A 13,399-nucleotide genomic window follows, 5' to 3' on the forward strand; every position below is an offset into this window, starting at 1 on the left:
TTTAATTATTCAATTCAATTCCTCTAATCATTCCTTGTAATCGTGGACCAAGTTTACTAAACCTATGTTGAGACCTCCAAGCGTGTTGATATTCATTTAAAGACTTTTCTTTCTTTGATATCTTTTTATTAAGATACCAATTTTGTATACCCTCAGCTAATAAATCCTCAGTAACACCAGGTAAAACATCAACGACTTTAAATACATCAGAGAATATTGAAATAGGGGTCACTGCAACTGGTACACCGCTAGCCAAGCCATGACGAACTGAAGCACTAGAAGATTCATTAGAATTTTGATAGGGGAAAACAATTAAGTCAGATTCTGAGAGTTTTGATAGTGTTGATTGATCAGAGTCATATGTAGTATCTAAAATAATTAGGTTAGAAAGTGAATACTGATCAATTAAATCTAGAAGTTCAAGATAGTATTCTTTGGAACAAATAGAACTATGAATAGCAGCATATAATCTTAAATTAACAACAAATTCTCGATCTTTAAGAATTTTTATTGCTTTAATTAACTCACTAAATCCTTTATTTGGCAAACAATAACCATATGCAGAAATCAATCTTTCAGTTTTATCATTCATTATTTGAGTAAATATACGTCTTTTAAAGGATGTGATATTAGAATTATTTTCAAAATAAAAGTCCAAAATTCCATGTGGAAAAATTCCAATATTTGATAAAAGGTCAAGATCCTTAAGCCTATTTAAATCTTCTGGAGTATGTACCAAGATACGAGAACACTTTTGAAAGGCTTTTTTTAGATTTGATAGTTTTTTAGACGGATTATCTACAGGATCTTTTGTTGAATGCATCATCATAATTATATTCACCTTATTATTCGTTAATCGATTAATAAATAAACATAAAGAATCAAAATTATAAAATCCATAATTAAATTGAACTACAACGGTTGTTAATTTCTCGTGAATAATTGTTTCGTATAACTCCTCTAATTCATCTGGAACTGAACCCTCTAAATTCCAGCATCTTTTAACTATTAAATTGTCATCAGCAATTAGATCCTCTTGCTTAGGAGATAAGATAATTTTAAAATCAGAGATATATTCAATAAGATGTTTAGAATATGCCGCAATACCACATCTTGAATTCCATGTCGATACCCAACCAATCCTGGATTCACAAAATGATGATCCAAGAGCTAAATTCCTTACAAAGCTTATATTTTTCTTAGCAACATTCGACCATTTATATTCCTTAATAGTCTGTTTTGCAGCCTTTAATTTAGAAGTTATCACTTCAGGAGTTTCACAATAAACTTCTTTCAATAATTCAGTTAAATGACTTTCAGATGGCTTAGCCCAAACTGATGATGTTAAATTAAAATGCGTATTTGCATATTCAAAAGAGAAATCTAATAACCATGAATTTAAATGATTACAAAAATCAATCTGACCACCCCAACCATTGGTTATAACTGGTAGACCTAAATGCATAGCTTCAGCAATTAAAAGCCCAAAACCTTCTCCGTAACTTGGTGCTACAAGACAATTTGATGAATTAAATAGCGAAGACATTTGAATATCTGAAAAATCACTATCTATTATCAAGACATGAGGATATGAAGGATTTGATAGAATTAATTGTTCAAGAATCTGACTTACATTGTTATGTGGATTAGGAGCAGTTTTAATAATTAGGGATACATCATCTTTAGAACTAAAAGCATTACCATACGCTGTTAAAAGTATTGATATTCCCTTCCTTGGAAAACAAGATGAAACATGCAGAAATTTGAATTTTTTTGCATCTAAACTAAGAATATCCTTATTCGGCTTTATATGATTAACGCCTAAACTAGTAACTTTAATTGGCAATTGACAACCATTATCAATTAATATCTGCTTTACTTGTGAAGACATTACAGATAATCCATCTAGATTTTTGTTAAATTCTTCTATCCATTCAGATGGGAATTCAGTTTCCTCCCAACCATATGAATGTAAAATATTAATTCCATTATCAAAGTCATTGACTCTTGGAGGGTAAAGGTTTCTACTAATAATTGTTGGTTGATAATTATTAATCCTAGAATCTTCATGCAATTTTAAAATATCCTTATGACTTTCTAAAAATTTTAAATCTGGTGCATAATCACCTGGTCCTTCCGTTGATAGAATCTTAACGTCAACATCTAAAGCTTTTAGAGCTAATGCAAATTGTCGATTAAGTATTGCAAGACTATAAGTGGAATCATAGGGTCCCTCTACTCTCCAGACTAATTTATCAGCCAACCATTTATGTTCACATTTTATATACCTAATTTGATTTTTTATTAATACTAATGAAGAACTTATTTGTTTTAATAAACAATCTGATTTTGAAGCATCATCGATAGAATTAACTATAGTCTTAATTCTTTTAATAAATTGAGTATAACTCATAAGTTTATTGTTATGACTCTTATTTTTATTTATAACCATACTTTTTTCAAAAGCATTAATACAGTTTTCTGCTGTTTGTTTCCATGAAAATAATTTTGATCGATTCTTTGAGTTATTAGCTAGCAGTTCTCTAAATCGTTCATCAACTAAAGCTTTTTCTAATGTTTTCGCTATATCAGCAACATCAAATGGGTCGAAAAGAGCATTTGCATCTCCAACTATTTCAGGAATACTACTTGTGTTTGAACCAATAACAGGAGCACCACAGGTCATAGCCTCTAAAACAGGAAGGCCAAAGCCCTCATGAAGAGAAGGGAAAATAAACAAACTACAATTTCGATATAAACGAGATAATTGCTCATCAGATACATACCCTAAAATTTTTACTAATTTTGAACTTAAATGATTACTTGCTATCCAATCTTTTAATTGCTCTAATTCTTCAGGTAAAAGATAACCAACAAAAACTAGTTTATATTTGTTTCTTAATTCCTCAGATAAAAGAGCATAAGCTTCAATCAAACGACATAAATTCTTGCGAGGATCACCTGCTCCAGAATATAAAATATATTCATAATCTATTTTCAAAGGATCATCTTTAATATTAGACACTTTGGAAGCAAATAGGTTCTCATCACAAGCAGAAGATATATTGAAAAGACATTCTTGATCAAATGCTAAATATTGTTCGGCTTCACTTTTAGAGGATTCTGAAATAGATAATAAAGAATCAAATTTAGAAAGACTAGCCAATTTACGGTGATAAAATTCAGAGAAAAGTGGATTTTTTTCTAAATATAATTTAGGATTAATAAGTGGTATTAAATCATAAATTATTGAAATTATAGAGGGTGTTATATATAATTCTGAAAGATCAGTTAAGCAATTATCAAGGAAGCCCTCAAAAAAACTAGTTATAAAAAAAATATCTGCATCCAATAATGAAATTGCATAACTTCTTAATTCACTAGCAATAAATGAATTATTCCCTTGCTGGCCAAATTTTTTATTAATAGGGCCTGGAGAGTACCATTGAAAATATTTTACGTTCATTTTATCTGATGTAATTTCCTCTTTGAAATCTTCTCTCATATCTCTTAGAGAATTATTAGCAAATAAAATATACTCATGTTGATTTTGATATTTAATCAAAGCCTTGATTAAGGCCATGGAATAGCGTCCAATCCCTCGTAATCTACTGGCCTCTGATTGACATCCTTGTAAATCAATTATTATCCTCATATTTTCACTCTAGAATGACATTTATTTAAAATCTTGATAAGTTTTTTTAGCTTCAGAGGAGGACTCATAATATCCTGATAGCATATCATTCAAAGTATGTGAATTATGATTAATCTTATCTATCTGTATGATTTTAGAAAGAATTTTTCTTGCTAGAACATCCTGACCAAGAAGTTTAGAGATTTTAGAAATAAATTTATAGAATACTATTGTATGAGAATCTGATAAAACTGATGTAATCATTCTAAAGCTAAAATGTATAAAATAAACAACAAAATTCCTGATATTTAGCAAGATAAATTTAATATTCGCTTTTATTTTTCTAATTAATTTAAAAGGTAGTGAATTAAATATTTTATTTTGTCTAAATAGCAAGAAATTAATTGTATTTTTCAAGTTATTAATTTCATTATCATATTGTTTATTCATTAATTTTATACTCTGCTCAATATTAAATATCTTTTCATCAAATAAGCTATAAGCTTGATCCGTACTAATAGCGATATTTAATTTGTCTTTCCAAAAAGATTCATGAGCAAAAAGATGAGAATTATATTCATTATTAATAGTTCCGATAAACACAACATCTTGAGCGACAGAACCAATCACCTCTAATAAAGAAAAAGATTTTGGATTATACAACGGGCCCCCGTTAATCAAATAATATTTGACCTTTTCAAAACCAATTACATTTAATCTATGTACGAAACTATCAGGATTAATATGATTAATATGTGTAGGATCTAAATAAAAATTTTTTGTAGAAACTTTAATATTATCAATACTTGGAGTTTCTAAAATTAAAACCCCGCCAGGTTCTAAAAGTCTTTGGCATTCTCTCATTAGAACTTCTAATTTATTATTATCTAAATGTTCTATTAAATGAAAAGCACTAATAATTTGAAATGAACTTTGATTATATCTTTTTAATTCTATTAAAGCATCCTCTTTAACAACATTTAATTTTAAGCCTTTACAAAATTCATACATAGAATCATTGCTTTCTATACCTAGAGAGCTAATACCTTTATCATTACATATCTCAAGCCATTCCCCCCTGCCACAGCCTAAATCTAATAATTTGGGAGAATCAAAGTTATCCAATATATATTCTAATAAGCCATAGTAGTTATATAAACGTTTTTTTATTTTATCTCTAGAGCCTCTAAATTTATTTTCAAATTTTAAATAAGATTCCTTGTCCATATAATTTGCAAAAATACCTATTTAAAAAGTAGCATATAAAGGAACTACTTCAAAAAACAGGATAATTCATTTGATTTCACGTTTTTGCAGAAGCTAAGAAAACATTGAGAATCAGTATTTATTAATCCTGAGCTATCCATTGCATATTTTTTAGGTACCAATCAACAGTTTTTTCAATTCCTATTTTAAAATTGTATTTAGGTCTCCATCCTAATTCCCTTTTTAGCTTTGATGAATCTATAGCATACCTGTAGTCATGACCTAATCTATCTTCTACTGATTTTACGAGGTTTTTATACGGATAATGATTAGGTTTTTTATGATCTAAAATATCACATATCATATTAATAACTTCTTTATTTGAATATTCCTCTCCTGCTCCAATACAAAAACGTTGTCCTGCATATGCTTTTTCTGCAATTAACAATAGAGCACTAATATGATCATCAACAAATAACCAATCTCTAATATTTTCTCCTTGACCAAACATAGGAATATCTCGATTATTTAATGCTCTGGATATTACCAAAGGTATTAATTTCTCCGGGAATTGTCGAGGTCCATAATTATTACAACAATTAGTGATAATAGAAGGGAGTCCATAAGTATGAAACCATGAATTCACTAAATGATCACTTCCAGCTTTGGATGCTGAATATGGACTTCTTGGACAATATTGTGAAGTTTCAGAAAAATACCCAGTAACTCCAAGCTCACCAAAAACTTCGTCAGTACTTATGTGTATTAATTTAAAGCAAAGTTGTCTATCTTCAGGTAATGTTTCATAATGATTTCTTAGTGAATTAAGTAAATTATAAGTGCCTACAATATTACTGTTTATAAACTCATTTGGACCTTTTATAGAACGATCAACATGACTTTCAGCAGCTAAATGAAATACTAAATCCGGATCTGAATATTTTATAGCATCTGTTGTCTTATTTGCGTCTACAAGATCTACCTCTAACAATTCATAATTCTGTTCGATAAGACTTTTACTGTGAACAAAAAAATCGTCTATATTATATTTTGAGCTAGCATAAGATAATTTATCAAGATTATATATTTTAAAGTTTCTATTATTAATTAATTTACTGATGAGATTGGAACCTATAAAGCCAGCGCCTCCAGTCACTAGGATTTTTCTTTGCTTCCCAAGAAATGATGATTGCATTAGCTAATATTACTATTCTTAATTTCATTTAATACAGCGCGTAAACAAATTCGCCAGTGTTGAGGCTCTATATTCAATTGACTAAGCATAAGAGAAGAATCCAAAGCAGAAAAAGCTGGACGTAAAGCCAAAGTTTCATATGCATCGGACTTAATTGGAAGAATTTTTGTATTTAAATTAAATAACCCAATATCATTTCCTATCTCCAGAACCGCGTATGCAAAATCATACCAACTAGCTATTCCAGCATCTGAAAAATGAATAAGATTAGATGACTTAAGACCTTCTTCCATAGATTTAATCAAACTCCAGCAAAATTTTGCTAAAGAAATACTACTTGTTGGAGTACTAACTTGATCAGAAACTATTTTTAGAGTTTTCTTAAGCTTCATTAAATTAATAATTTTATTAACGAAATTATTCCCCCAAGCAGAATACAGCCAGCTAGTTCGAATTATCTTCACCTGCTCAGTGGATGACAAAATTTCCAATATTTTTTCTTCTCCTTGAACTTTGCTTAAGCCATATGTATTCAAAGGGTTAACAAGGTCAGTAGTTTTATAAGGCAAGGATTGATTTCCATCAAATACATAATCTGTACTGAAATGAATTAATTTACCACCTATTTTTTTTAAAGCTTTAGCAAATACAGCTGGTGCATCTGCATTAATTTTATAAGTCAATTTCTCTTGTGACTCTGCAAGATCAACAGCTGTATATGCAGCTGCATTTATAAGATAATCTGGTTGATATTCCAAAATAATTTTCTCACATTGATTAGGAATTGAGAGATCTAATTCTTCTCTAGAGGTCATCTTCAAATCTACAGTTTTACCCGCAATATCCACTGGTAAAGTTTCAATTAAACTCAAACCTAATTGACCATTTTTTCCTACTAATAAGACCTTCATTTTAAAACTTACAAAATAAAAATTCTAATATTTATTAGAAATACAATAAATCATGAATTTCATCTAAACATTTTCCATCATTATCTTTAGATGAAATTATAGGTAAGTCTGAAATTAATGGCCACTTAATAGAAATAGTTGGATCATTCCATCTAAGAGTAATTTCAGCATCTTGGTCCCAATAGTCAGAAACTTTATACATTACCTCAGCTTCACTGCTCATAGTCAGAAAGCCATGAGCAAATCCACTTGGTAACCATAGTTGTTTTCGATTAGTACTACTTAAAGTAACCCCAAACCAATTACCAAAAGTGGAGGAATTAATTCTAAGATCAACTCCAACATCGTAAATCTCACCTTGCAAACATCTAATCAATTTACCTTGAGAATGAGGCGCAACTTGAAAATGTAAACCTCGCAATACATTAAAAGTGGATAGAGAATGATTATCCTGAACAAAATTTATATCTTGGCTCAATAGATTATTAAAATTCCTTTTGTTCCAACTTTCGGTAAAAAAACCTCTTTCATCTTGAAAGATTTCTGAGACAAACATCAAAGGTCCTTTAAAATTTTCACCTTTAATATTTTTTAAATAATAGCTCTTCATAAAATAAATTCTTGTATATAATATTAGTCAATCTTTATCACTTTCATTAGATAATAACTGATTTAAATATTCACCATAACCGCTTTTTGATTGTAATTGAGCAATTTGGTAAATCTTTTTATTACTTATCCAACCCTGACGCCATGCAACCTCTTCAGGGCAACCTACTTTTAATCCTTGTCGTCTCTCAAGAGTCCGAATAAAAGCTCCTGCTTCATGCAAGGAGTCAAAGGTACCCGTATCTAACCAAGCCATACCTCTACCCATGATTTGCACTTTAAGTTTATTTTCTTGCAAATACTGCCGATTTATATCAGTAATTTCCAATTCCCCTCTTTCAGAGGGTGTAACGGTTTTCGCTTTTTCAATAACAGTTTTATCAAAAAAATACAAACCTGTAATTGCAAATCTACTTTTTGGTTTCACTGGTTTTTCTTCAATCGATAGGGCCAAACCATTCTGATCAAATTCCACAACACCATAGCGATGTGGGTCTGATACTCGATATGCAAAAACAGTCGCAGAATCTTTATTTTTATCAGCTTTTCTCAATTGGTCTCTGAGATCAGAGCCATAAAATAAATTATCACCCAAAATTAAAGCACAAGGAGAGTCTTTTAAGAAATCAGTAGCTATTAAGAGTGCTTGAGCTAAGCCTTGAGGCTCTGGTTGAATTTCATATGTTATTGATATTCCAAATGAACTTCCATCTCCAAGCAATCGCTGAAAAGACGACTTATCAATTGGAGTAGTAATTATTAAAATTTCATTTATCCCTGCCAACATAAGAGTTGTTAGAGGGTAATAAATCATTGGTTTATCATAAATTGGTAAAAGCTGTTTACTAATTGATTTTGTAATGGGGCTTAAACGTGAACCAGTTCCACCAGCAAGAATGATCCCTTTCCTCATGATTGGAAAATTCTTTATTTAATAACCATCATTTTAATGGTAATTCATATCATAAAACATGCTGAAGGTGCTCCAGGTTTACGGTTACTAGGACTGGGACCAGGTTTACTGCCTAGCGATGGGTTGAAAAAGCTACAGAACTTATTTAATAGAAATGCATTTTGGGCCAAAGATAGAGATTTAAAATCTATTCGCAAAATGCTAGCGAATAGTTCAGGTGTGATTAGTATTTGGAAAAACAAAGAGATAATTGGCTTTGGAAGAGTAACTACTGATTGTTCATATAGAGCGGTAATTTGGGATGTTATTGTAGAAAAACAATACCAAGGCAGCGGAATAGGAAAACTTGTTATTGCAGAAATACTAAAGATGAAAAAACTAAGACAAATTTGTAAAATATATGTAATGACAACAAATCAAAAAGACTTTTATCTTCAAATGGGCTTTAAATTGGAAGAGAATCAATATTTAATGATTAAAGAATAGACTAAATATGATTTGAATAAATTTGTATAAGTAAAGATTCATAATCCTGAACAAAACTATCAGAATTAAAGAACTTTGAGTTATCATTTAGATCATACAACTTATTTTTGATTTCATCAAAAAACTCGTAATTAGTGGCAAGATTAAATGCTAATTCTTCATATTCAGATAAACTTCTAGCAATTAACTTATTAAGTCCTAAAGCATTTAATATACTTGACGACATTCTAGATGTATAACTTTTTCCTTCATAGGCAATAATTGGTGTACCAGCTTTAAGAGCAATAAAAGCTGTAGCTCCAGCAGAGTAATTAAAAGTGTCTAAAAACAAATCTGCATTTTGATGTCGAATTATATGATCATTTAATGGTAATGTTTCAGCAAAAACTAGTCTTTTAGGATCTATTCCTCTAATTTTGGCTGAATTTAAAAGATTTAATTTTGTTTCTTCTGAAGACTCATATAACCACAATATAGATTCATCAACCCTTTTTAACAAATTCATCCAAATATCAAACTCAATAGGGGATATTTTGTAACTAGAGTTAAAACAAGTAAAAACAAATTTATTATTAAAATCAACATCTTTATTTAATTCAGGAGATTTACAAATTCTTGGTAATTGATCATCGTTACACTGATATGTAAGAGGTAAATAAACAACTTTCTCGGAATAGTACTTCTTCATATTATTAGGTATTAAATATTGATCAGCAATTATATAATCTATACAATCGGAACCAGTGCTTCCTGGATAGCCTAAATAGGAAATTTGAATAGGAGCTATTCTATGAGCAAAAATAATAAAGTTGTTACCTTTTGTATAACCCATTAAATCAATTGCTATATCGATATCATGACTTCGAATCAATTCAATCTGTTCCGAATTAGACAAATTTTCTATCGGAATATATTTAGCTTTCAAATTTTTTATTCGAGAAGTATAAGAATCAGTCTTGTGATTATCTAATGAATATAAATACAACTCAAACTTACTACTATCATGAAGTTCTAAAGTTCGTATCAATAATTGAATTACTGGATGATCATTAAAATTAGCTGAAATATAACCCAAACGTATTATTTTTTTTTGCTTAATGATAATACTTTTTTCCTCAACATCGAAGTAAAACTTAAATAACCTTTTAGCTCTAATTAAATCAGTTTTGGGATCATCATACATAGCTAACATCCCCAAATGAACAATAGGTTTATCGCCTTTAATTCCTATCCTATTTGCTATGACTAAATCATTTTCAAACTCTTCCCAGTCACATAATCTATGTTTTAAATGAATCAAATCTGCATGAGCCTTATAAAAATATTTATCAAGTAAAATAGCTTTTTTAAGATAGTCTATAGACTTTAAGAAATCACCTTTCTCTTTAAAGGCATTAGCTAGATTATACAAATAAATTGGATTATTAGAATCAAGAATAACTACTTTTTTTAATAAATTTATAGCCATATTTGTATTACATGTATTAATATATAATACCGCTAAGCTATTTAAACTATTGACATGATTAGGATTATTTTCTAAAGCTTTTTTATAATAAAATTTTGCTTTATTAATGTTTCCAAGTTCCTGTAAACATGTACCTATATTACTTAAAGAATCAGCATGAAAACTATCTATTTCAATAACCTGCTGATAAAAATTTAAAGCTTTTTTGAATCGCCTTAAAGAAAAATTTAAATTACCTAAATTAAATAATGCTGGTATAAATTTCGGATTAATTAAAATAGAATTTGTATAGAACTTTATTGCCTTATCATAATCTTTTATCATCACATATGCAATACCTAAATTATAATTTATTTGTACGTTATCATTATCAATAGAAAGTGCTTTAGTTAAAATCTGTATCGCCTTCAATGGATCCTTACTCATCATCAAATTAGCAAGGTTAGTTAAAGCAGGAAGATAATTCTTATTGATATTTAATGCCTGATTAAAATAATATTCTGCTTGAACAAAATCTCCCTCTGCCTTAAAAATATAACCAAGACAATTATAACCCTCAGTATAATTAGAACAAATAGAAATAGAGTTTAGAAATAAAGTTTTTGCTTCCGTAAAGTTATTTAAAAGTAATTCCACATAAGCAAGACGAGCTATATAAAAATGATTATCAGGATCTATCTTTAATAATTTATTATAAATCAACTTAGCATCATGAAAGCTTGACTCTTTAATATACTTTTCAGATAAATTCTGTAAGGTTTTGATCTCTTCTTTATTGATTTTCATAATGCCATAATGATATATTTTATAAGATTTTTAAGTATTAAAATGTTTAATATATAGTTTTTTATATAAATTATCTAGTTCTTTTGTAAATAATTGAGAATTAAAAATAGATGAATCCTCTAATGACATCTTTAATTTACTTTTAACATGATGCAAATAATCTTTATCTCTTGCTAATTTCAAAGCTAACTGCTTATAGTCTTTTAGGTTGTAAGTTATTAACTCAGTCATATCTATAGCTTGTAATAAGCTACTACTCATTCGTGCGGTATAACTATTTCCACATAGAGTCACAATTGGAACTCCAGAAGCAAGAGATAGCCATGCTGTTGCACCAGAAGAGTAGCAAAAGGTATCTAGAAAAACATCTGCATTTTGGTGTCTATTTAAATGACTTTCAATTGAAACTTTTTTCGAAAATATCAATCGTTCTGCATTAAGCCCATTATCTTCAGCATAAAGAATTAAATTTTTTTTTGATAGTTCATTAGATGCATAAATCCACAAAATACTCTCCTCAAAAGTTAATAATATTTCTATCCATACATCAAAAATAGTTTTACTTATCTTGTAATTGGCATTAAAAGAAGTAAAAATCACTTTATCCTTAGGGAAGTCTTCTAGAGTATCCTTTTTAATACCTTTGGGAATAAGTCGATCGTCATGAGCTAAATAAGTATTCGGAAGATAAATTACTTCTTCTGAATAAAATCTTTGATGTGATTCAGGTATTAAAAATCTATCTGCAATTAAATAATCTATAGCATCCGAGCCAGTAGTTCCTGGATAGCCCAAATATGAAATTTGGATTGGAGCTAACCTATAGGAAAATAATGCAAATCTAGTATCTGTTGTAAATCCCATTAAATCAATCGCTATATCTATAGAATCCTCTCTAACCTGACGAAGTACTTTTAGATCATCTAATCCCTTAATATCAATATATTTATCTACATTATTTCTAATTTCCCAAGTAAATTCATCTTCCTCAAAAGTAGAATACGAATAAGCGAATACCTCAAACTCATCTCTATTATGAAGTTTTAAAATATATCTAATTAATAAAGTTACAGGATGATTATTAAAATTTGCAGAGAAATAAGCAATTCTAATCTTAGACTTTTTAATTTTTTTAATTTCTTTCGATTCTCTTTTAAAATTTTGAAGAAAGAAATTCTTTGCTCGAGACAAACTTAAATTAGGTTTGTCCTGAAAAGACATAAATAGCATTGGGGATATAGCATTATTACCAGAGTCAATATTTTCTAACAAGGAAATATCCTGAGAGTAGTCAGACCAATCACAAATATGAGCTTTAGATCTTAATAAATAAATTATTAAAGATTTTTGTAAGGGATTAATGGAAAGTACTTGTTGATAAAGTGTAATAGCTTTTACATAGCATTTATTACGAAATTCAATATGTCCAAGATTAATTAGTGCTGATTCAAAATTAGGATTAATTAAAAGAACTTCTTCAAAAAGTAATTTCGCCTTAGGATAAAATCCCATCAACCCATATGTAATTGCCAAACCATGTAATGCTTTATAATTATCTTTCTGTATATTTATCACTTTTTCAAAATAATTTATTGCTAACTCAAATTTAAATTGATTTCTAAATAAATTCCCCAATCCTATAATGGAATCAAGATGATTTGGTCGTATTAATAAAGCTTTTTGATAATTCTCTATTGCTAAACTATACTGATTTTGCAACTTAAAAGCTCTACCTAAAAATGAATAAGCTTTGAAAGAATTAGGTTCTAATTCAAGAACTTTATTAAAATACCTGATACTATTTACAATATCTCCAGAATCTAAATAAATTAAAGCTAGTGTTTGATAATAATTTGAACATGATGGTTTAACTCGAATTGACTTAAAAGCATAATCAAAAGCCTCATAATAATTTTTTAATTCCTTATAAGCTATAGCTAAATTATTTAAAGCATCTGAATCTTTTGGCTGGATAAATAATGCTTTTTTTAAGAAAAAAACCGCACGCTTCAATTCCTGTTTCATCAAACATATGGCACCTAAATTCGCGTAAATAACGTTATTCTCAATAGCATCATCAATACAATCTAAATATACTTTTTCTGCAAGATCTATTTGACCAATTTGAAGGTAATCTAAGGCCTTTTGGAGTCTTTCTTTAGTAGTTTTCCTTGAGCTCATCTATTTAGTC

The 13,399-nt window shown here is 29.0% G+C and carries 9 protein-coding genes; 1 reads left to right on the plus strand and 8 read right to left on the minus strand.

Features of this window, described 5'->3' with window-relative positions:
• Window position 1 precedes the first annotated feature (1 nt).
• The 6 genes from EW15_RS09775 to rfbA all read right to left on the minus strand — a co-directional run bounded on the left by EW15_RS09775 (window position 2) and on the right by rfbA (window position 8,468).
• The gene (locus tag EW15_RS09775; RefSeq protein WP_038654675.1) at window positions 2-3,655 is read right to left on the minus strand and encodes a glycosyltransferase; all 3,654 of its coding nucleotides are present in this window, start codon (window positions 3,653-3,655) and stop codon (window positions 2-4) included.
• Window positions 3,656-3,676: 21 nt separating this feature from the next.
• A complete protein-coding gene (locus EW15_RS10380) occupies window positions 3,677-4,861 on the minus strand; it encodes a class I SAM-dependent methyltransferase (RefSeq protein ID WP_052041219.1) in 1,185 nt (394 codons plus the stop codon).
• A 121-nt stretch (window positions 4,862-4,982) separates the two neighbouring features.
• On the minus strand, window positions 4,983-6,035 hold the full coding sequence (gene rfbB / locus EW15_RS09785) for a dTDP-glucose 4,6-dehydratase (RefSeq protein WP_038654678.1): 1,053 nt from the start codon (window positions 6,033-6,035) through the stop codon (window positions 4,983-4,985).
• Window positions 6,035-6,946, minus strand: coding sequence for a dTDP-4-dehydrorhamnose reductase (rfbD, locus tag EW15_RS09790; protein ID WP_038654681.1), 912 nt, complete (start codon window positions 6,944-6,946; stop codon window positions 6,035-6,037). The genes rfbB and rfbD overlap by 1 nt, the downstream gene beginning before the upstream one ends.
• Before the next feature lie 34 nt (window positions 6,947-6,980).
• Window positions 6,981-7,556, minus strand: coding sequence for a dTDP-4-dehydrorhamnose 3,5-epimerase (gene rfbC, locus EW15_RS09795; protein ID WP_038654684.1), 576 nt, complete (start codon window positions 7,554-7,556; stop codon window positions 6,981-6,983).
• 27 nt (window positions 7,557-7,583) lie between these two features.
• Window positions 7,584-8,468, minus strand: coding sequence for a glucose-1-phosphate thymidylyltransferase RfbA (rfbA, locus tag EW15_RS09800; protein ID WP_038654688.1), 885 nt, complete (start codon window positions 8,466-8,468; stop codon window positions 7,584-7,586).
• 36 nt (window positions 8,469-8,504) lie between these two features.
• On the opposite strand from rfbA, the gene EW15_RS09805 reads away from it, so the two are divergent.
• Window positions 8,505-8,954, plus strand: coding sequence for a GNAT family N-acetyltransferase (locus tag EW15_RS09805; RefSeq protein ID WP_038654691.1), 450 nt, complete (start codon window positions 8,505-8,507; stop codon window positions 8,952-8,954).
• Between the two features lies 1 nt (window position 8,955).
• On the opposite strand, the gene EW15_RS10385 is transcribed toward EW15_RS09805, so the two are convergent.
• Window positions 8,956-11,208, minus strand: coding sequence for a tetratricopeptide repeat protein (locus EW15_RS10385; RefSeq protein ID WP_052041220.1), 2,253 nt, complete (start codon window positions 11,206-11,208; stop codon window positions 8,956-8,958).
• Window positions 11,209-11,238: 30 nt separating this feature from the next.
• Complete coding sequence (locus EW15_RS09815; RefSeq protein ID WP_038654695.1) at window positions 11,239-13,389, minus strand: tetratricopeptide repeat protein; 2,151 nt, start codon at window positions 13,387-13,389, stop codon at window positions 11,239-11,241.
• Window positions 13,390-13,399 lie beyond the last annotated feature (10 nt).

The organism is Prochlorococcus sp. MIT 0801, from assembly GCF_000757865.1.
Lineage (GTDB): Bacteria > Cyanobacteriota > Cyanobacteriia > PCC-6307 > Cyanobiaceae > Prochlorococcus_B.